18 protein-coding genes are annotated in these 19,304 nt (G+C 65.0%); 12 read left to right on the forward strand and 6 right to left on the reverse strand.

Features of this window, described 5'->3' with window-relative positions; all coding sequences use genetic code 11:
- The first annotated feature begins 45 nt into the window (after nt 1–45).
- From BM118_RS14260 to BM118_RS14280, 5 genes are all read left to right on the forward strand, one after another.
- Nucleotides 46–939 (forward strand): dioxygenase family protein, encoded by an 894-nt coding sequence (locus BM118_RS14260; protein ID WP_092186209.1) that lies wholly within the window; start codon nt 46–48, stop codon nt 937–939.
- Nucleotides 940–1,067: 128 nt separating this feature from the next.
- Nucleotides 1,068–1,769: a protocatechuate 3,4-dioxygenase subunit beta gene (pcaH, locus tag BM118_RS14265; protein ID WP_092186210.1), complete on the forward strand. Its 702-nt coding sequence runs from the start codon at nt 1,068–1,070 to the stop codon at nt 1,767–1,769.
- Nucleotides 1,770–2,372 carry a protocatechuate 3,4-dioxygenase subunit alpha gene (pcaG, locus tag BM118_RS14270; RefSeq protein WP_092186211.1) on the forward strand — a complete coding sequence of 201 codons (603 nt, stop codon included), beginning with the start codon at nt 1,770–1,772 and terminating at the stop codon, nt 2,370–2,372.
- Nucleotides 2,373–2,633: 261 nt separating this feature from the next.
- Nucleotides 2,634–4,325 (forward strand): methyl-accepting chemotaxis protein, encoded by a 1,692-nt coding sequence (locus BM118_RS14275; RefSeq protein WP_092186212.1) that lies wholly within the window; start codon nt 2,634–2,636, stop codon nt 4,323–4,325.
- Between the two features lie 49 nt (nt 4,326–4,374).
- Nucleotides 4,375–5,466, forward strand: coding sequence for a phosphotransferase (locus BM118_RS14280; protein WP_092186213.1), 1,092 nt, complete (start codon nt 4,375–4,377; stop codon nt 5,464–5,466).
- Between the two features lie 222 nt (nt 5,467–5,688).
- On the opposite strand, the gene BM118_RS14285 is transcribed toward BM118_RS14280, so the two are convergent.
- Genes BM118_RS14285 through BM118_RS14295 form a run of 3 tightly spaced genes read right to left on the reverse strand, consistent with a single transcriptional unit; the run spans nt 5,689 to nt 8,906 of the window.
- Nucleotides 5,689–7,245: an MDR family MFS transporter gene (locus BM118_RS14285; protein ID WP_092186214.1), complete on the reverse strand. Its 1,557-nt coding sequence runs from the start codon at nt 7,243–7,245 to the stop codon at nt 5,689–5,691.
- A 22-nt stretch (nt 7,246–7,267) separates the two neighbouring features.
- A complete protein-coding gene (locus BM118_RS14290) occupies nt 7,268–8,431 on the reverse strand; it encodes an HlyD family secretion protein (protein ID WP_092186215.1) in 1,164 nt (387 codons plus the stop codon).
- On the reverse strand, nt 8,424–8,906 hold the full coding sequence (locus tag BM118_RS14295) for a MarR family winged helix-turn-helix transcriptional regulator (RefSeq protein WP_092187000.1): 483 nt from the start codon (nt 8,904–8,906) through the stop codon (nt 8,424–8,426). The genes BM118_RS14290 and BM118_RS14295 overlap by 8 nt, the downstream gene beginning before the upstream one ends.
- A gap of 155 nt (nt 8,907–9,061) precedes the next feature.
- On the opposite strand from BM118_RS14295, the gene BM118_RS14300 reads away from it, so the two are divergent.
- The 6 genes from BM118_RS14300 (at nt 9,062) to BM118_RS14325 (ending at nt 15,405) form a co-directional block, all read left to right on the forward strand.
- A complete protein-coding gene (locus tag BM118_RS14300; protein WP_092186216.1) occupies nt 9,062–9,556 on the forward strand; it encodes a Fur family transcriptional regulator in 495 nt (164 codons plus the stop codon).
- A gap of 35 nt (nt 9,557–9,591) precedes the next feature.
- Nucleotides 9,592–10,575 (forward strand): DMT family transporter, encoded by a 984-nt coding sequence (locus BM118_RS14305; protein WP_244550155.1) that lies wholly within the window; start codon nt 9,592–9,594, stop codon nt 10,573–10,575.
- 143 nt (nt 10,576–10,718) lie between these two features.
- Nucleotides 10,719–12,002: a flavodoxin-dependent (E)-4-hydroxy-3-methylbut-2-enyl-diphosphate synthase gene (gene ispG / locus BM118_RS14310; protein WP_092186217.1), complete on the forward strand. Its 1,284-nt coding sequence runs from the start codon at nt 10,719–10,721 to the stop codon at nt 12,000–12,002.
- A gap of 264 nt (nt 12,003–12,266) precedes the next feature.
- A complete protein-coding gene (locus tag BM118_RS14315) occupies nt 12,267–13,163 on the forward strand; it encodes a TauD/TfdA dioxygenase family protein (protein WP_177234312.1) in 897 nt (298 codons plus the stop codon).
- A 73-nt stretch (nt 13,164–13,236) separates the two neighbouring features.
- Nucleotides 13,237–14,574, forward strand: coding sequence for a Rieske 2Fe-2S domain-containing protein (locus tag BM118_RS14320; protein WP_092186219.1), 1,338 nt, complete (start codon nt 13,237–13,239; stop codon nt 14,572–14,574).
- A gap of 3 nt (nt 14,575–14,577) precedes the next feature.
- Nucleotides 14,578–15,405: an N-acetylmuramoyl-L-alanine amidase gene (locus BM118_RS14325; protein WP_177234313.1), complete on the forward strand. Its 828-nt coding sequence runs from the start codon at nt 14,578–14,580 to the stop codon at nt 15,403–15,405.
- A 106-nt stretch (nt 15,406–15,511) separates the two neighbouring features.
- On the opposite strand, the gene BM118_RS14330 is transcribed toward BM118_RS14325, so the two are convergent.
- From BM118_RS14330 to BM118_RS14340, 3 genes are all read right to left on the reverse strand, one after another.
- Nucleotides 15,512–17,122: a Na+/H+ antiporter gene (locus BM118_RS14330; RefSeq protein WP_092186220.1), complete on the reverse strand. Its 1,611-nt coding sequence runs from the start codon at nt 17,120–17,122 to the stop codon at nt 15,512–15,514.
- Between the two features lie 45 nt (nt 17,123–17,167).
- Nucleotides 17,168–18,049 (reverse strand): class A beta-lactamase, encoded by an 882-nt coding sequence (bla, locus tag BM118_RS14335; RefSeq protein WP_092186221.1) that lies wholly within the window; start codon nt 18,047–18,049, stop codon nt 17,168–17,170.
- A 227-nt stretch (nt 18,050–18,276) separates the two neighbouring features.
- Nucleotides 18,277–18,651 (reverse strand): nuclear transport factor 2 family protein, encoded by a 375-nt coding sequence (locus tag BM118_RS14340; protein ID WP_092186222.1) that lies wholly within the window; start codon nt 18,649–18,651, stop codon nt 18,277–18,279.
- Between the two features lie 93 nt (nt 18,652–18,744).
- Here BM118_RS14340 and BM118_RS14345 point away from each other — a divergent pair, with 93 nt between their 5' ends.
- Nucleotides 18,745–19,173, forward strand: coding sequence for a GFA family protein (locus BM118_RS14345; protein WP_177234314.1), 429 nt, complete (start codon nt 18,745–18,747; stop codon nt 19,171–19,173).
- Nucleotides 19,174–19,304 lie beyond the last annotated feature (131 nt).

Below are 19,304 nucleotides of genomic sequence, written 5' to 3' on the forward strand. Positions count from 1 at the left end.
CAGCCCTGCGGGCTGCCCCGGAATGACAGGGAGAAGGGTGGCGCCATGATCATCGAGCGCGAACAGGACGTCACGGCCGCGGCACTGGCGGTGATGGAGCGGACATCCGATCCGCGGCTTCGCCAGATCATGGTCTCCCTGGTCAAGCACCTGCACGGCTTCGTTCGCGATGTTCGATTGACCGAGGCAGAGTTCCGCGACGCCACCGCGATCCTGGCCGAGCTCGGCAAACTGACGACCGACACGCACAATGAAGTCGTGCTGATGGCGGGCTCGCTCGGCGTCTCGCCGCTGGTGTGCCTGCTCAACAATGGCGATCAGGGCAATACGGAAACCGACCAGTCGCTGCTCGGACCGTTCTGGCGGTTGAATTCGCCGCGGGTCGAGAATGGCGGATCGATCGTCCGCTCCGAGACACCGGGGGCGCCGCTGTTCGTCAGCGGCCGCGTCGTGGACAAGGACGACCGTCCGGTCGCGGGCGCGGAGGTCGATGTCTGGCACGCCTCGCCGGTCGGTCTCTACGAGAACCAGGACCCCGAGCAGGCGGACATGAACCTGCGCGGCAAGTTCACGACCGACCAGGACGGACGCTTCGCCTTCCGTTCGGTGATGATGGTGGGCTATCCGATTCCGACCAATGGCGTGGTCGGCCGCCTGCTGAAGGCGCAGAGCCGGCACCCCTATCGTCCCGCGCATCTGCACGCGCTGATCTTCAAGCCCGGATTCAAGGTGCTGATCTCGCAGGTCTACGACCCCGCCGATCCGCATATCGACAGCGATGTGCAGTTCGGGGTGACACAGGCGCTGATCGGCAAGTTCCTGCGCCACGATACGCCGCATCCGGCCGCGCGCGACGTCGCGACGCCCTGGTATTCGCTCGACCACACCTACCGGCTCGAGGCCGGCGAGGCCGTGCTGCCGCGTCCGCCGATCAAGTAGGGCGCGCCTGTGCCATGTGCCGACGCAGAGAGGCTGCTAAACCCGCTTCCCCCAATTAGTTATATCCTATAATGATTGGCGGAAGCGTTGACCGGCCGGACCAAAAATGGCCGGGGAGGAGTTCGCCAATGACATTCATCTATCCCGTCGATAGCAACAAGGCGCATCCGCTGCCGCTGTCGCCCGACTACAAGAGCTCGATCAAGCGCGCGCCGAACAAGCCACTGATCCCGATGCGCCATACGCTGTCGGAATTGACCGGCCCGGTCTACGGCCACGAAACCGTGCGCGAGGGCGACAACGATCTCACCACCCAGCACAGTGGCGAGCCAATCGGCGAGCGCATCATCGTGCACGGCCATGTGCTCGACGAGGACGGTCGCGGCGTGCCCAATTCGCTGGTCGAGATCTGGCAGGCCAATTCCTGCGGTCGCTACGTCCATGTCCGCGACCAGCATCCGGCGCCGCTCGATCCGAACTTCACCGGGGCAGGCCGCACCCAGAGCGATGCCTCCGGCTACTACCGCTTCGTCACCATCAAGCCCGGCGCCTATCCGTGGGGCAATCACCACAACGCCTGGCGTCCCGCGCACATCCATCTCTCGGTGTTCGGCCATTCCTTCGTCACGCGGCTGGTGACGCAGATGTACTTCCCGGCCGATCCGCTGTTCCCGTTCGATCCGATCTTCAATTCGGTGCCGGACGAGAAAGCGCGCGCGCGGATGGTCTCGTCGTTCGATCTCGAGAACACCCAGCCCGAATGGGCGCTGTGCTACCGCTTCAACATCGTGCTGCGCGGCAAGAACGCCACGCCAATGGAGAACCATTAAGTGCAGGACAACGTGAAGGACAACGGGATCACGCCATCGCAGACGGTCGGTCCGTTCTTCAAATACGGGCTGACGCCGACCGGCGACTATGCGTGGAACGACGCGTTCACCAACTCGACGCTGACGCCCGACGTCACGGGCGATCGTGTCCGCATCGAGGGCCGCGTGTTCGACGGCGACGGTGTCGCCGTGCCGGATTGCATGCTGGAGATCTGGCAGGCGGATGCTCAAGGGCGCTTCGCCGACCCGCAGGACAAGCGCGCCCTGCCGAATGCCAGCTTCCGCGGCTTCGCCCGCTGCGGCACCGACAAGGACGGCAATTATGCCTTCGACGCCGTCAAGCCGGGCGTGGTGCCCGATCCCGACGGCAAGCCGCAGGCGCCGCATATCCTTCTTGCAGTGTTCGGCCGCGGCATGCTGCGGCATCTCTACACCCGGATCTATTTCAGCGACGAGGCCGGCAACGCCGCCGATCCCGTGCTGGCGCTGGTGCCCGCCGAGCGCCGCGCCACGCTGATCGCGACCCGCGAGGCCGGCAAGGCGGTCTATCGCCTCGACCTGCGTTTGCAGGGCGACGACGAGACGGTGTTCTTCGACGTGTGAGGCAACGCGTGCCGGGAGGCCTGCTCCGCCGGCACGCGTTTCTCATTCCCTGCATCAAGATGGGCGCTGCGTTGCATCGGGCCTGAAATCACTCTCGTCCACGTTTGTGTGTCAGCCTCGCTGACTCAAAAACCGATGGTTTGATGCCCAACTCCGTAGTTGTGCGGAGCGCGCGCGATACAATTTCGGCGCGAAGCAATCCCGTATTTACCGTATTCGTCTACGGTCGCTGCGGTTTTGACGCATGCCCCGGATTGTTTCATGAAAATTCGTCTGTCGCTTTCCTCCGCGATCATTGCTTTCGGCATCGTCCTGGCCATCGGTTTCACGGCCGTGGTCTCCACCAGCCTTTACGCCTTGAAGGAGCTCAAGGTCGGCGGCCCCCTCTATTCCGAGATCAAGCTCGGCAACGACCTCATCGCGGACATCCTGCCGCCCCCGGAATATGTCATCGAGGCCTATCTCGAGGCGACCCTCGCCATGCGCGAGCCGGACCAGCTGGCGGCCCATGGCGAGCGCCTGGTCCAGCTCCGCAAGGATTACGACGAGCGCAAGGCGTTCTGGGTCGCCTCCAGCCTCTCGGCCGACCTGAAGACGGCGCTGGTGTCGAAGTCCGATGCCGAGGTGCAGAAGTTCTGGAAGCTCCTGTTGGACCAGCTCCTGCCGGCCCTCAAAGCCAAGGACATGGCTGCCGCCGAACGCGCCTACGCTCAGCTCAAGGACGCCTACACCGCGCATCGCGCCGTCATCGACAGCATCGTCGAGAGCGCCAACAAGCAGAATGCCGACATGGAGAAGCTGGCCGCGGAGCGCGACAGCTCGATCCTCTACATCCTCCTCGGCGTGACCGCCGCCGTCCTGGCCTTCATTGCCGCCGGGCTGCTCGGCGTTGCCCTCGGCGTGGTGCGCCCGATCGTGCGCATGACGGATACGATGCAAAAGCTCGCGACCGGCGATATCGCCGCCGACATTCCGTTTGCCCACCGCCAGGACGAGGTCGGCTCGATGGCGGGCGCGCTTCTGGTGTTCAAGCAGGCCGCGGTCGAGAATTCGCGGCTGCGCGAGGAGCAGTTGCAGAAGGAGCAGGAGGCCGCGCTCGCCAAGCGCGGCGCCCTGCACCAGATGGCCGAGACCGTCGAGCGCGAGACCGGGCGCTCGGTCGACACCGCGAGCGCGGCGAGCCAGGGCGTCGAGCGGGCCGTCTCCAGCCTGTCCGAGATCGCGCGATCGCTGTCCTCGGAGTCGCAGGCGGTGGCCGCCGCCTCCACCCAGGCGCTCGGCAGTTCCCAGACCGTTTCGGCCGCGGCCGAAGAACTGAGCGCCTCGATCCGCGAGATCGCGGGCCAGGTCGCGCGGACCAGCACGGTCACCCGATCGGCCGTTGCCGGCCGCGAGCAGGCGCGTTCGACCATTCAGGCGCTGGCGGGATCGGTGAAGAAGATTGCCGAGGTCTCCGACCTCATCGGCGGCATCGCCGGCCAGACCAACCTGCTGGCACTCAACGCCACGATCGAGGCGGCACGTGCCGGCGAGGCCGGCCGCGGCTTCGCGGTGGTCGCCGCCGAAGTGAAATCCCTGTCCGACCAGACCGCCAAGTCCACCGAGGAGATCGGGCGGCTGATCGCCGAGATCCAGGCCTCGACGCAGGCCGCGGTCGATGCCGTCGAGACGATGGGCGGCCACATCGTCGAGATCGACGGTGTGGCGACCTCGGTTGCTGCCGCGATGGAACAGCAGGACGCCGCGACGCGGGAGATCGCGCGGTCGATTTCCGAATCGGCGTCCGCCGCGAAGGAGGTCTCGGCCAAGATCGGCAATGTCAGCCGCGACGCCGCCTCCGTGAACGAGCGCGCCGCGGAGGTCAGGCAGGCGATCGCCGGCATGGCGTCCAATCTCGAACAGCTGCGGTCGGTCGTGGTCCGGACCGTGCGCGACTCGACGGCTGCGGCTTAAAGTCGGGCGCCAGGTCCCCCGCTGGTGCCCGGGGTTGTGATCGTGCAGGATGGCGCGGGGCAGGGGCATCGTGGTTATGACACCTCCACAACTGCCGGCGGTCGTTGAGCCCGCCCAACTGACGGCCGCGCTACGCAGGGGCGGCGTGCTGGATGCTGGCGCAGTCCGCGAGGTGAAGGTGCTGCAGCAGCGTGACACCGTCGTGTCACACATCATCCGCCTTGGCCTGCGTTATGTCGGAGAATCCGCCGGTGCCCCGCAATCGCTGATCCTGAAGACTGCCAATTCCGCATTCGCGCAGACGCTGGCACATGGCGGCCGGCACGAAGTGGCCTTCTACACCCAGCTCGCACCGAAAATGCCGCCGGGACTCGTGCCCCGCTGCTTCGACGGACATTTCGACGAGGACAGCCTCACTTGGCACCTTCTGCTCGAGGATCTCACCGACAGCCACGAAATCGCGACGGCTTGGCCGCTGCCGCCATCGCGCGATCAGGCGGTTGCGATCGTCACGACCCTCGCACGCTGGCATGCGGCGTGGTGGGACCATCCCGGACTTGGCGACACCGCTGGCACCTGGGCGAGCACCGAGGACAGCGCGCAACGCATGGAGACGTTTGCGGGCCATTATGACCGCTTCGCCGACCTGCTCGGGGATCGCCTCAGCGAGGAGCGGCGCATCCTCTATCGTCGTCTCATCGATCAGTCGGACCGGCTGTCCCAGCGCTACCATTCACGCCGGCACCTCAGCATCACCCATGGCGACGCCCATATCTGGAATTTCATGCTGCCGCGCGCCGGCGTCGCCGACACCGTGCGCATCTTCGACTTCGATCTGTGGAGTATCAACGTTCCGACCAACGACCTCGCCTATATGATGGCGATGCAATGGTATCCGGAGCGCCGGCAGGCGCTCGAACGCTCGCTGCTCAATCTCTACCACGACACGCTGATTGAGAGCGGCATCACCGGCTACACGCGCGGTGCGCTTGATCGCGACTACCGCTGGTCGGTGCTCTGGCACATCACCAGGCCGGTCTGGCAGTGGAGCATCAACATCCCGCCGTTGATCTGGTGGAACAATTTGGAGCGGGTGATGATTGCGGTCGAGGATTTGGGCTGCGAGGAATTGTTGGGGTAACTCGCCCCACAAATTCGGTGTCGTCCCGGCGAAGGCCGGGACCCATAACCACAGAGAGTGGTTTGGCGAAGACTAGTCGTTCGGTACTTCCACGTTCCGCAGTCCGAGAGATCACGCGGTATGGGTCCCGGCCCCCGTGCGCAATTGCGCACTAGGCTGGGACGACGGCGGAGATTGATGCTCCGGCTCCCAACGACAGCGTAGCGTGCGCCGCAGAGCCACCTATTCCATCACCGCGTGCTCCGGCCCCGCGGCCTGCTTGCGCAGCGTGGCCTTGGTCGAGCCGATCAACAAAGCGAGCGGGATGGTGCAGAGGATGAAGACCATCACCAGCATATAGTCGTGCGCGAAGGCGATGATCTGCGCCTGCACGCTGACCATCCTGTCGGCCATGGCGCGGCCCGCGTCGGTGGAGAGGTTGATCATGCCGCTGACGCTGGGCATCTGGAGCGCGTGGTTGAACGGGTTGACGTGCTCGGACAGGATCGCATAGGTCCGCCGCGTTCCCTGCGTCAGCTGGGCGATGACGACGGAAATGCCGACCGAACTCGCGACGTTGCGCATCAGGGTCAGCATCGCGGTGCCGTCGGTCCGCAGCTCGTTCGACAGCGTCAGGAACGCAACGGTCGAGAGCGGCACGAAGACGAGGCCGAAGCCAAAGCCCTGGATGACGCTGACCGTCACGATCTCCGGCACCTGGGTGAGGTCGGTCCAGCCGGTCATCTGGAAGAGCGAGCCCGCGGTCAGCGTCAGGCCTGAGATGATCAGGGTGCGCGCCTCGAAATAACGCATCATGCGGCCGACCAGCATCATGGCGAAGAAGGTGCCGAAGCCGCGGCTCGCCAGCAGCAGGCCGGCGGTGATGATGGGGTAGCCGATCACGTTCTGCATGTAGGGCGAGGCCAGCGCCATGGTCGAGAACAGCACCAGCCCCATCACGACCATGAACATGCAGCCGGTGACGAAATTGCGATCCTTGAACAGCGCGAAGCGGATGAACGGCGTCGAGGTCGTGAAGGAGTGCGCGATGAAGAAGTAGAAGGCGACGGCGGAGACGATGAACTCCGCGACGATCTCGTTGGATTCGAGCCAGCCCAATTGCTCGCCGCGGTCGAGCGCGAGCTGAAGCGAGCCGATCGCGACCGCCAGCGCGGCGAAGCCGAACCAGTCGAATTTGAGGCTGATATCCTTCCTGGTCTCGTCCATGAAGATGATCAGCCCGAGCACGGTGATGGCGCCGAACGGCAGATTGACGAAGAACACCCAGTGCCAGGAATAGGTCTCGGTGAGCCAGGCCCCTAGCGAGGGACCCATGATCGGGCCCATCATCACGCCCATGCCCCAGATCGACATCGCCTTGGCGCGTTCCTGGAGCGTGTAATAGTCGAGCATCACCGACTGCGACAGCGGCACCAGCGCCGCGCCGAACACGCCTTGCAGCAGGCGGAACAGCACCATCTGGTTGATATCCTGCGCGAGGCCGCACAGCACCGACGCCATGGTGAAGCCGGCCGAGCAGATGATGAAGATGCGCTTGCGGCCGAAGCGGTTGGCGATCCAGCCCACCGGCGCCGTCATGATCGCGGCGGCGACGATGTAGGAGGTCAAGACCCAGTTGATCTGGTCCTGCGAGGCCGACAGCGTGCCCTGCATGTAGGGCAGGGCGACGTTGGCGATGGTGGTGTCCAGCGCCTGCATGATGGTCGCGGTCATGGCGCAGATCGTCACCATGTTCCGGCGCAGGCCGGGGACCATCAGGCTGGCATTGGGGCCGGACATCGGATCAGTCCTTGTCTTTGGCTTAGTCTTTATCCTGGCCCGCGGTCGCCGACAGGCCGAGGAGGCCGGCGAGCGAGCGCCGATGTCCGGTGTCGATGGTAGCGTAGACGCTCATGCCGGCCTTCAGCTTCCGCACATATTTGTCGGTCTCGTCGAAATAGATGCGGATCGGCACGCGCTGCACCACCTTGACGAAATTGCCGGTGGCGTTCTGCGGCGGCAGGATCGCGAATTGCGCGCCGGTGCCGGGCGAGAGCGAGCCGATCTTGCCCTTGAAGACGTGGTTCGGGAACGCGTCGACCTCGAGCGTGACCGGCTGGCCTTCGGTGACGTAGGTGAGGTCGCTTTCCTTCGGATTGGCGTCGACCCAGGGATGGGCGACGTCGATGATGGAGAACACCGGCGTGCCGGCCGTGACGTAGCGGCCGAGCTGAATCTGCTCGACCTGCGTCGCGACGCCGCCCATCGGCGCGCGCACCACGGCGTGATCGAGATTGCGCTCGGCGTTGTCGAGCTTGGACTTGGCCTGCGCGTAGGGCGGGAATTTCTCCAGCGGCAGGTCGGTATCGCCGAGCAGCTGCGTCTTGGCCGTCGAGATCTGCTGCTTGACGTATTGCGCGATCGAGCCTGATGTGACCAGCGCGTTCGCCGCGTTGTCGAGGTCGAGCTGCGAGCCGTAGCTGTTCTTGACCAGCGCCTGCTTGCGCTCGACGTCGCGCTGCTTGAGGTCGACGCCCTGCTGGGCGAGATTAAGCATGTCGCCGTAGATCTTGATGTTGGCGCGGAGATTATCGTAGGTCGACTGCGCCTGCGCGAGCTGCGCCCTGGCCTCGTCCACCGCGAGGCGGAACGGCACGGGATCGATCTCGAACAGCTCATCGCCCTGCTTGACGAGCTGACCTTCCCTCACGACGACCTTCTCGATCTTGCCGGAGATGTCGGGCGTAACCAGCACCTTCTGCGCGCCGACATAGGCGTCATCGGTGCCGACATAGCGGCCGCCATTCAGATAGAAGGCCAAGCCGGCAACGGCGACGACGATCGGCAGCACGACCAGGAGCAGGAAGCGGCGATAGCGGCGCAGGCCGGCCACCAGCCGGCGGCGCGGATCGGTGCCGGCCTTCTTGGTGGGCTTGCCGCCGTCGCTCTTCTGCTCCGGCTGGAACTTCAGGACCTGATCAGCCATAGCGTTGCTCCTTACGCGCTTGTTCCGCTCCGCTGGTCTGGATCGCGTTACGCACGTTTTCCTTGATGGATTCGAGTTGGGTGAGGAGACGGTGAGCGTCCGCCGGATTGATGCCGTCGAGCGCGTTGGCGGTGATTTCGGACCGCAGCCCGCTCATCCGGCCGAGCAGCGTCCGACCGGCCTTCTTCAGGTAGAGGCGTTTAACGCGGCGGTCCGAGGCGTCATTGCGGCGCTCGAGCCAGTCATTGTCGCAGAGCTTGTCGATCAGGCGCGTCAGCGTGATCGGCTGCACCTCGAGGAGCTCGGCGAGTTCCGACTGCTTCATGCCTTCGCTGCGCTCGACCTTGGCCAGCACCGCCCATTGCGCACGGGTGATGCCGAAGCGCGACGCCTCCTTGTCGGCGTAGACGCGCAGCAGGCGATAGAGTTCGGCGAGCGTAAACAGGAAGTTCTGGTCCACGGGCCCGCGGCTCATGAGCTTGGTCTCCAATAAGCTTGAGATACTATAAGCAAGCTTATGATTATTTCATGGCGGGTTAATGCGACGCTGTCCCGCAGGAAAAGCATGGCTGACAGCCGCGCGTGGCCCGGCCTTTGGGTTCCCCAGCCGAAATGCTAGAAAGCAGGGCAATGACCCTCGCAAAGCCGACATTTCCCGCGCCCGACCACGATCACGGCCGCTGCACTGCGGACGCGCTGGCGCATGCCGAGGAGGTCTGCGAGCAGCGCGCGCAGAAATTCACGCCGATTCGCCGCCAGGTGCTCGGGGCGCTGCTCTCCAGCCACCGCCCGCTCGGGGCCTATGAGGTGATCGACGAACTCGCCAAGTCGATGCCGCGGCCGGCGCCGATCACGGTCTACCGTGCTCTCGATTTCTTGATGGCGAACGGCCTCGTGCACCGCATCGAGAGCCGCAACGCCTATCTCGCCTGCGCCGCCCACGACCACGATGCGACCTCGGCGGTGGCATTCCTGATCTGCGAGCGCTGCGGCCTGGTCGGCGAGATCCCGTCGGCGTCCTTCGCCAAGGATATCAACGCCGCCGCGCGCAGCTCGGGCTTTGCCCCCAAATTGTCTGTGGTGGAGATCACGGGCATCTGCACCCATTGTCAGAGAGCTGCATAAAGCAACAACGGCACCAAGCCGGTTTTCGGGAAGAAATGTCCTCACCTCAAGCCATACCGTCCGCCGGGCGCCCCCTCAGTGCCGGCGCCATCGCCCTGATGCTGATGCTGTGCCTGACCTGGGGCTTCAACCAGATCGCGGTGAAGCTGGTGCTGCCGGACATCCCGCCGATGCTCCAGGCGATGATCCGCTCGATGGGCGCGCTGCCGGTGCTGTTCATCATCGGCACGCTGCGCGGCGTCAGATTCTTCGAGAAGGACGGGACCTGGAAGCCCGGCCTGATCGCCGGGCTGATGTTCGGCATCGAGTTCGTGCTGATCTTCCAGGGCCTGCGCCTCACGCCGGCGTCCCGGGCCGTGGTGTTTCTTTACACCGCACCGTTCTTCGTCGCGCTCGGCTCTTACCAGGTGCTCGGCGAACGGCTCGGCGGCACGCAATGGCTGGGACTCGCGGTGAGCTTTGCCGGCGTCGCGCTCGCCATTGGCGTGCCGCAGCCGGATGTCGATGCCAAGGTGCTGCTCGGCGATCTCATGATCGTCGGCGGTGCCGCGCTGTGGGCGGCAACCACCCTGGTTGCCAAGGGCACGCGGCTGCGCTTCGCCGCGCCGGAGAAGGCGCTGGGCTATCAGGTTGCGACCTCGATCCCGATCCTGGGCCTGGTGGCCTGGCTGTTCGGCGAATCCATCACCCACACGCCGGCGCCGCTGTCCCTCGCCCTGATGGCCTTCCAGGCGATCTGGGTGGTGGGAACCACGTTCACGCTTTGGTTCGCGCTGGTGAAGGCCTATTCGGCCAGCAAATTGTCCGCTTTTACCTTCATCACCCCTTTGTTTGGCGTGGTGGGTAGCTATTTCATCATGCACGACACCTTGAGCCTGACATTCGGGGCCGCCGCGGTCCTTGTAATTGCTGGGCTTTTTCTGGTTAACCGTCCGAGTGCGGCCGTTCAGGAGCTCCCTCTCCCGGTGCCGCAAGCTCGTAAGGGAGCTCCTGAACCGGAGGCCGCACTCGATTCATAAGTTCTTGGTATCCCTTTGAATTCGAAGTTCGCTCAGAGGCGCCGCGAGGGAGGCGAACTTCGAATTCAAAGGGATACCGCCAAACGGCTGCGGCGCCGCGCGATGCATTGCTGAACGTCACCAAAACCTGATATTTGGACCCCATGAACAAGCTCGAAAACACCATCGATTCAGACATCGCGGGCCCGGCGCCCCGGCACCGGACCACCCAGGTCAAGGTCGGAGACGTCGCCGTGGGCGGCGGAGCGCCGATCGTCGTGCAGTCGATGACCAACACCGACACCGCCGATATCGACGGCACCATCGCCCAGGTCGCAGCGCTCGCGCGCGCCGGCTCCGAAATGGTCCGCATCACCGTGGACCGCGAGGAGGCCGCAGCCGCCGTCCCGCACATCCGTGACGGTCTCGCCAAGCGCGGCATCACCACGCCCTTGATCGGCGACTTCCATTATATCGGCCACAAGCTGCTCGCGGCCTATCCAGCCTGCGCCGAGGCGCTCGCCAAGTACCGCATCAATCCCGGCAATGTCGGCTTCAAGGACAAGCGCGACACCCAGTTCGCCGACATCATCGAGATCGCGAACAAGAACAACAAGCCGGTCCGCATCGGCGCCAATTGGGGCTCGCTCGACCAGGAGCTGCTGACCAAGCTGATGGACGAGAACGCCGCGTCCGCCAATCCGCGCGACGTGCGCGCGGTGACGCGCGAGGCCATGGTGCAGTCGGCGTTGCTCTCGGCCGCGCGCGCCGAAGAGCTCGGCATGCCCAAGGACCGCATTATCCTCTCCGCAAAGGTCTCGGCGGTGCAGGATCTCATCGCGGTCTACCAGGATCTCGCGTCGCGCTCCGACTACGCCATCCATCTCGGTCTCACCGAGGCCGGCATGGGCTCGAAGGGCATCGTCGCCTCCTCGGCCGCGCTCGGCATCCTGCTGCAGCAGGGCATCGGCGACACCATCCGCATTTCGCTGACGCCGGAGCCCGGCGGCGACCGCACCCGTGAGGTGCAGGTCGGCCAGGAGCTCCTGCAGACCATGGGCTTCCGCACCTTCGTGCCGCTGGTTGCGGCGTGCCCCGGCTGCGGCCGCACCACCTCGACCACGTTCCAGGAGCTGGCGCGCTCGATCCAGGATTTCATCCGCGACGAGATGCCGGCCTGGAAGACGAAATATCCGGGTGTGGAAGAGCTCAACGTCGCGGTGATGGGCTGCATCGTCAACGGCCCCGGCGAATCCAAGCACGCCAATATCGGCATCTCCTTGCCCGGCACCGGTGAAGCGCCGGCCGCGCCTGTCTTCGTCGACGGCAAGAAGTTCCGCACGCTGCGCGGCCCGACCATCTCCGCCGACTTCAAGGCGCTGGTGATCGACTACATCGACCAGCGCTACGGCCAGGGCGCCAAGGTGCCGGTGACCGCGGCGGAGTAAAGCTGCGGCGGAGTGATTTGCTCCGCTTGCGCTACGTACTCGGCTGTCGTCCCGGCCTAGTGCGCAATTGCGCACGGGGGCCGGGACCCATAACCACAGGCCGTGGTTATGGCGCGAGATCGTAGTTCCGAGTCTTTGCCAAATCTAGTTCGGTGGCTATGGGTCCCGGCCTTCGCCGGGGCGACACCGATGTTTGCAGCGCGCATTGCACATCCCTAACCGCGCGCTACCATGCTTCCAATCAAAACGATCGGGAGACATGCCATGAGCTCACTCGCCGGCAAGCAAGGTCCGCGCTATCGCCACACGGCCGAGGACGGCGCGCCTTACGAAACTATCGCGGTCGAAAAGCTCACACCGATCATCGGCGCTGAAATATCCGGCGTCGACATCGGCAAGCTCGTCGATGGCGATGGCCGTTCCAACCGGCAAATGGACGAGGTTCACCGCGCGCTCGCGGAAAACCTCGTCATCTTCTTCCGCGACCAGCACATCACGCCACAGCAGCATCTCGCCTTCGGCCGCAAGTTCGGCGAGCTGCATTTCCATCCCGCAGCTCCCCACGAGGACGAAGACCCGGCGCTGATGAAGATCTACGCCGACAAGAACTCGCCGCGTGCTAACGGCGAAGGCTGGCACTCCGACGTGTCCTGCGACCTCGAGCCGCCGATGGGCTCGATCCTCTACATCAAGCAGTGCCCGCCGCGCGGCGGCGACACACTGTTCGCCAACATGTATGCGGCCTATGAGGCGCTGTCGGATCGCATGATGGCCTATCTCGACGGCCTGACCGCGCTGCATGACGGCGAGCCGATCTATCGCGGCCTCTATGCCAACTATGGCGTCGCCGACCGTCCGTCCTATCCGCATGCCGAGCACCCCGTGGTGCGCACGCATCCGGTCACGGCTAAGAAAGCGCTCTACGTCAACCGCGGCTTCACCCGCCACATCAACGGCATCCCGCGCGACGAGAGCGACGCGATGCTCGCCTATCTCTACCAGCACGCCGAGAACCCGCTGTTCCAGTGCCGCTTCCGCTGGACCGAGAACGCCATCGCCTTCTGGGACAACCGCTGCACCCAGCACCGCGCGATGTGGGACTACTGGCCGCATACGCGCTCGGGCACGCGGGTGACGGTGAAGGGGGAGCGGCCGGTGTAGGCGCCGCTTCTTGCGTTGACGTCCTCCCGCTCCCGCGCCAATCTTCCCGAAAAACAAATCGGGAGGATCCGCAATGCTCCGCGCCGAGGACAACAAGTTCCTGACCGAGGCCGGCCCGGGAACGGGCATGGGCGAGCTGTTGCGCCGCTTCTGGATTCCCGTCCTGCTGTCCGAAGAACTGCCCGAGCCCGACAGCGAGCCCAAGAAGATCACCGTGCTCGGCGAGGAGCTGCTCGCCTTCCGCGACTCGCGCGGCGTCGTCGGAATCGTCGATCAATACTGCCCGCACCGCGGCGCCAATCTCTGGCTCGGGCGCGTTGAGGAGTGCGGCATTCGCTGCGTCTATCACGGCTGGAAGTTCGATACCGACGGCGCCTGCGTCGACATGCCGACCTCCTATCCCGATCTCAACGCCAAGGATCTCATCCGCATCAAGTCCTATCCGGTGCGCGAATGGGGCGAGATGATCTGGGCCTATATGGGCCCGGTGGACGCCATGCCCGAGCTGCCCGATCTCGAAATGGCGCTGCTGCCGGCCTCGCATCGTTACGTCAGCAAGAAATGGCAGGACTGCAACTGGGTGCAGGCGCTGGAGGGCTCGATCGACACCGCGCATTTCACCTTCGCCCATCTCTCCTTCGACAAGGAAGAGAACGAGATTCTGGACATCAAGAAGCATTTTGTGAATCCGCTTGTCCGCGTCAGCACCGATCACATGCGCTGGATCGCCGAGGATCCGCGCCCCGTGATCAAGGTCAGTCCGCACGAGGCGGGGCTGACGATCGCCGGCGGCCGGCTCACCGGCAGCGACAGCATCTATTGGCGGATCGCGCAGTTCCTGATGCCGTTCCACGCCTATGCGCCGAGCGCGATGCCGGGTGAGAACATCTTCGGCCAGACCTTCGTGCCCGTCACCGACACCAATTGCTGGATCTACACCTATGCCTGGAATCCGGAGCGGCCGTTGACGCAAGCCGAACGCGACGCGTTCGATCGCGGCAACGGCGTGATCGCGGAGGTCGACGACAATTACGTGCCGCTGCGCCACAAGGGCAACGACTACCTGATCGACCGCAAGCTCCAGAAGACGAGGAGCTACACCGGCATCAAGGGCGTCTCCGAGCAGGACGCCGCCGTGCAGGACAGCCAGGGCCCGATCGCCGACCGCACCCGGGAGCATCTCGGCCCGACCGATCTCGGCATCATGCATTTCCGGAAAGTCGTGATGGAGCTGGCGCGCGCGCTTCAGCAGGGCGAACCGCCGCCGCAAGCCGCACACCAGGATCGCTACGCGGTGCGCTCCGGCGCCTGCGTCACCAGCAGGGCCAAGGACCTGCCGGCGGTGATGCTGGAACGTTTTGGCGATGTCGCGGGCTTCGTCGGCCATCCCAGGATCGCAGCAGCGGAGTAGCACTTGGGGCAATTGCGCAGCATCATCGCCGGATTGGTCGCCTCGACCCTGCTGTCGCCGCTAGCCCCTGTTGAGCGTGGCCACGCCGCTGCCGCGCGAACGATGGCGAAGCCCGGGCCCAAGTCCAAGCCGAAGCCGCCGGCGTCATCGGCCAGATGTGAGATGCCGAAATTCCGGATCGTCGTGGATGTCGGGCACACCCCGGACTCCTACGGCGCGCTGAGCGCGCGTAATGATCCGGAGTTCGGCTTCAACTTCCGGCTCGGAAGGCTGATCACGGCGAAACTCAGGGACCAGGGCTTTGCCGCAACCCGCCTGCTCGTCACGGACGGCAAGGCGCGGCCGAGCCTGTTCAAGCGCGTCAGCGCCGCGAATGACGGCCGGGCCGATCTGCTGCTGTCGATCCATCACGACTCGGTGCCGGACAAGCTGCTCGAGACCTGGGAATTCGACGGCGCGATGAGTTATTTCAGCGATCGGTTTTCAGGCCATTCGCTGTTCGTATCCGAACGCAATTCGCACTTTACCACCAGCCTGTTGCTGGCCCGGATGATCGGCCGGCAGTTGAAGGAGCAGGGCCTGCACTATGCCAGCCAATACACATTGCCGGTGATGGGCCGCTACCGGCGCCAATTGCTCGACAAGGATCTCGGTGTCTACCGCTATGACGGGCTCGTCGTGCTGTCGCGAACGAACAGCGCCGCGGTGCTGCTCGAAGCCGGCTCGATCATCAACCGCGACGAGGAGATGGCGATGAACTCCTCGGAGCGACAGGAGCTGATCGCGGGAGCCGTCGCGGCGGCGATGGGGGAGTTTTGCGAGAGGCGGTAGCAGGCCCCGGTGTATCAGCCCGTCATTGCGAGCGCAGCGAAGCAATCCAGAGTCTTTCCGCGGCGGCAGGCTGGATTGCTTCGCTGCGCTCGCAATGACGAAGAAGCTACAGCGGCACGCTCCGATACTCCCGGTTCGCCAGACCCGCCTCTTCCAGATCCAGATCGCGCTCGATCCGGCGCCGCGTCTCGTCGGTGATCTGGCCGTCCCGCAGGAGGTCGTGGATGAATTTGCGTTCGGCGACGATCAGCTCGCGGGTCAGCGCGGTGCCGGCGGCGGAGACGTCGTGGTGCGCGGGATCGAGGGAGTCGGGAAGCTGGTTGGCGCGGATCTCGTGGCGGGCGCGCAGGAGCCGCATCACCTCGTCCGAGACCTCCTTCCCCTCGGCCAGCGCGTCGAGCGACTTCAGCGCGGCGTCGAGCGCCTGGCGCCGCGCCGTGATCTCGGCCTCATGCTCGCTGACATACTCGTGGCGGCCGGCCTCGGCGACGCCGAGCCAGCGCACCACCGGCGGCAGCGTCAGGCCGACGCCGATCAGCGTGACGAAGATGACGCCGAAGGCGACGAACAGGATCAGGTCGCGATACGGAAAGGCCTCGCCGCCCGGCAGCGTGAACGGGAGCGCCAGCGCCGCCGCCAGCGACACCGCGCCGCGCACGCCGGTGAAGGCGAGCACGAACGGCCATTGCCATGGCGGCGACGGGTCGCGCTTGCGCAATGATTTGGAGAAGATCCGCGGCAGATAGGTCGCGGGATAGAGCCAGGCGAAGCGCGCGGTCACAATGATCGTCAGCACGACGGCGGTCGCGATGAGGATGTCGTCGAGCGGGAACGCCTTCGATTTCTCGTAGAGCGCGCGCATCTGGAAGCCGGTGAGCAGGAACAGCAAGCCCTCGATCAGATAGATGATGAGGTCCCAGAAGAAGATGCCTTGCAGGCGCGTCGCCGAGGAGATCAGGAGCGGGCCGTTCCAGCTCACATAGAGCCCGCAGGCGACGGTGGCGATCACGCCGGAGCCGCCGACATGCTCGGGCAGCCAGTAGGAGACGTAAGGCGTGATCAGCGACAGCGTCAGCTCGACCTGCGGATCCCGGGACCATTTGCGGAAGCGGAGGGAGAGCCAGCCGACACCGATGCCGAAGGCGATCTCGCCGGCGACGATGAGGACAAACTCGCCGGCAGCCAGCGGCAGCGATAAATGGCCGACCATGATGGCGGCGAGCGCGAAGCGGTAGAGGATCAGCGCGGTGGCGTCATTCGCGAGCCCTTCGCCTTCGAGTATGACCAGGAGGCGGCGCGGTATGTTGAGCCGTCGCGCGATCGCGAGCGGTGCCACCACGTCGGGCGGCGCGACGATGGCCCCGAGCAGGAAGCCGATGGTCCATGGGAGGCCGATCAAATAGTGTGTGGCGGCCGCCACCATCGCCGCGGTGAAGATCACCGCGCCGACCGCGAGCAGCACGATCGGGCGCAGATTGTTCCGGAACTCGCGCCAGCTCATGGCGACGCTCGCCGAGTAGATCAGCGGCGGCAGCACCATCAGCAGCACCAGCTCCGGCGGCAGTTCCACCGGCGGCATGCCCGGCACGAAGGCGAGGCCGACGCCGGACAGCATCAGCAAGATCGCAGGCGCGATGTTGAAACGGCGGGCGACGAGCGCGGTGCCCGCCAGCACGGCGAGCAGGATCAGGAAGGTCTGGAATTTCGCTGCGATCATGGCCTGTCTTCGCCCGGAAGCGGCCAAGAGGTCAATGCGGTGGCCTTACGCCAGGCGCCCTGCCACCATGCGTCCGATGCGCGCGAACGCGGCCTCGATCTGCGCCGCGCTCGGCCTGCCGCCCTGGGTATAGGCCGCGATCAGGATCGGCGCATCGGACTTAGTGTCGGGCTTAATATCGGACTTGGGCCAGACGACCGCGATATCGCCCGATGCGTCCTTGCCGTTGTTGCCGGTCTTGTCTCCGATGGTCCAGCGCGCCGGCAGACCGCCGCGCAGCCGGTTCGCACCGGTCTTGCAGCCCACCATCCACTCGATGAGCTGGGCACGCGATGCCGGCGACAGCGCCTCGCCGGTCACCAGCCGCCGCAGATTGCCGGCCATCGCCGCCGGCGTCGTGGTGTCATGGGGATCGCCGGGCGGGGAGCGGTTGACCTCAGGCTCGTTGTGGTCGATCCGTGAGGTGGTGTCGCCAAGCGATCGCCAGAACGCGGTGAGGGCGGCCGGCCCGCCGATCCGCGCCAGCAGCAGATTGGCGCAGGTGTTGTCGCTGAGCTCGACGATTGCCTTGCACATCTCGGCGACCGACATCTTGCCGGCCGCGAGATTTTGCTTGGCAGCAGGCGCGTAGCTCAGCAGGTCGGCCTGGCCGTAAGGGATCATGGCCGCGAGTTGCTCCTGGCCGCGATCGACCCGCGCCAGCACGCAGGCCGCAAGCGAGGCCTTGAATGTCGAGCACATGACGAACCGCTCGTCGGCGCGCCAGGCGATCTTCGCGCCGGTTGCAAGGTTCTCCGCATAGAGCCCGATCCGTCCGCCGCTTTCGCGCTCATAGGCTTCGAGCTCAGGCGGCGCGGCGGCGGCAAGCGCGGGAGAAGCGGCCATCCAGCACAGCGAGGCGAGCAGGGAGCGGCGGTCGAGATGCATGGGGGACCTATGGACAAGATGGAATAAGAGGAAGGGGAATGTCGCGCTGGATGTTCCCACGCCGTCATTGCGAGCCAACGGGTCCGCGCAAAGCGCGGCCCGATGACAGGCTCAGCGAAGCAATCCAGCCTGTCTCTGCCGAAAGATTCTGGATTGCTTCGCTGCGCTCGTAATGACGGACGATGGGAAGCGAATGTGCCGATTTCGGGCAGCGGAAGGTTGAGATCTCACTCCCTCAGGTCATACCGGTACGATTTCGACACGATCTGCCAGCCGTCGGCGAGCTTCATCGCCACCAGGTAGTCGGTGAAAAACCGTGGCGGCAGCTGGCACCGGACCTTGATGAAGGCGGTCTTGTCGTCCGAACGGTCGATGGTGACGATGAAATCCTCGCGCGGCTTGCCTTCGGCCTTGCCGGAGGGACGCTTGCGCACGCGGTCGAGCCAATCAAGCACGGTCAGTACCTGAAGCTCGCCCTTCTCGACCCAGCGAAGATCGGCGGAGGGATGGAATATGGCGCCGAGCTTTTCGGCATCGCCCTCGTAGAGCCCGTCAAAATAGGATTGCACGACGGCTTCGACGCTCGAACGATTCTGGCTCATGGGTCATCCCTTTGCATGATGGCTTGGGGGAATTTAGTCGTACGCATCAAAATGCGCTATGGGTGTGTCAGCCATTTGCGCGCAGGCGTTGCCATGACCGGATCAGAAAACTCGAACGCTCGTATCCTCACCGGCGAATGCTACTGCCGCGCCGTGCGCTACGAGGTAGCGGACCAATTCTCTTACGCAATGAACTGCCACTGTTCGAACTGCCGTCGCACCACCGGCTCCGCTTTCAAGCCGTTCGCCGGCATTGCGCAAGAGAAGCTCCGCATCGTCCAAGGCGACGACCAGCGGATCATTTTCGGGGACGACACCACCCATGATGCCCACTGCGCCCGTTGCGGCTCGCTGCTTTATTCCCGGGTGCGCGCCGGAAAATGGGTCCATGTCGCCATGGGAACCCTGGTCGATGCCCCCTCGATCCGGCCGAGCGCCCATATTTTCGTCGGCTCGAAGGCACCCTGGCATGAGATTACGGACAATCTGCCGCAATATCGGGGGCACGTCGGGGATGGATGAGGGAACCCGGCCTGCGCCTCAGCGAACCGCGACGGCGCTGGCGCGACAAATCAAAGGAGGCATCGGGTCTGTCGTCGGCGCCGCCTTCGTGACCTCCATCCCAAGCACCAGCGCTGGAGCCTGCTAGAACG

This window comes from Bradyrhizobium sp. cf659 (assembly GCF_900113725.1).
In the GTDB taxonomy this organism is placed as follows: Bacteria; Pseudomonadota; Alphaproteobacteria; order Rhizobiales; family Xanthobacteraceae; genus Bradyrhizobium.

What these genes read in the sequence shown, in the direction of transcription:
- BM118_RS14295 (WP_092187000.1), bottom strand. Translation starts at nt 8,906, where the DNA reads ATGAGCCGCGGGCCCGTGGACCAGAACTTCCTGTTTACGCTCGCCGAA.
- BM118_RS14340 (WP_092186222.1), bottom strand. Translation starts at nt 18,651, where the DNA reads ATGAGCCAGAATCGTTCGAGCGTCGAAGCCGTCGTGCAATCCTATTTT.
- BM118_RS14300 (WP_092186216.1), top strand. Translation starts at nt 9,062, where the DNA reads ATGACCCTCGCAAAGCCGACATTTCCCGCGCCCGACCACGATCACGGC.
- BM118_RS14345 (WP_177234314.1), top strand. Translation starts at nt 18,745, where the DNA reads ATGACCGGATCAGAAAACTCGAACGCTCGTATCCTCACCGGCGAATGC.
- BM118_RS14260 (WP_092186209.1), top strand. Translation starts at nt 46, where the DNA reads ATGATCATCGAGCGCGAACAGGACGTCACGGCCGCGGCACTGGCGGTG.
- BM118_RS14320 (WP_092186219.1), top strand. Translation starts at nt 13,237, where the DNA reads ATGCTCCGCGCCGAGGACAACAAGTTCCTGACCGAGGCCGGCCCGGGA.
- BM118_RS14290 (WP_092186215.1), bottom strand. Translation starts at nt 8,431, where the DNA reads ATGGCTGATCAGGTCCTGAAGTTCCAGCCGGAGCAGAAGAGCGACGGC.
- BM118_RS14330 (WP_092186220.1), bottom strand. Translation starts at nt 17,122, where the DNA reads ATGATCGCAGCGAAATTCCAGACCTTCCTGATCCTGCTCGCCGTGCTG.
- BM118_RS14280 (WP_092186213.1), top strand. Translation starts at nt 4,375, where the DNA reads ATGGCGCGGGGCAGGGGCATCGTGGTTATGACACCTCCACAACTGCCG.
- BM118_RS14285 (WP_092186214.1), bottom strand. Translation starts at nt 7,245, where the DNA reads ATGTCCGGCCCCAATGCCAGCCTGATGGTCCCCGGCCTGCGCCGGAAC.
- BM118_RS14275 (WP_092186212.1), top strand. Translation starts at nt 2,634, where the DNA reads ATGAAAATTCGTCTGTCGCTTTCCTCCGCGATCATTGCTTTCGGCATC.
- ispG (WP_092186217.1), top strand. Translation starts at nt 10,719, where the DNA reads ATGAACAAGCTCGAAAACACCATCGATTCAGACATCGCGGGCCCGGCG.
- BM118_RS14305 (WP_244550155.1), top strand. Translation starts at nt 9,592, where the DNA reads ATGTCCTCACCTCAAGCCATACCGTCCGCCGGGCGCCCCCTCAGTGCC.
- BM118_RS14315 (WP_177234312.1), top strand. Translation starts at nt 12,267, where the DNA reads ATGAGCTCACTCGCCGGCAAGCAAGGTCCGCGCTATCGCCACACGGCC.
- bla (WP_092186221.1), bottom strand. Translation starts at nt 18,049, where the DNA reads ATGCATCTCGACCGCCGCTCCCTGCTCGCCTCGCTGTGCTGGATGGCC.
- pcaH (WP_092186210.1), top strand. Translation starts at nt 1,068, where the DNA reads ATGACATTCATCTATCCCGTCGATAGCAACAAGGCGCATCCGCTGCCG.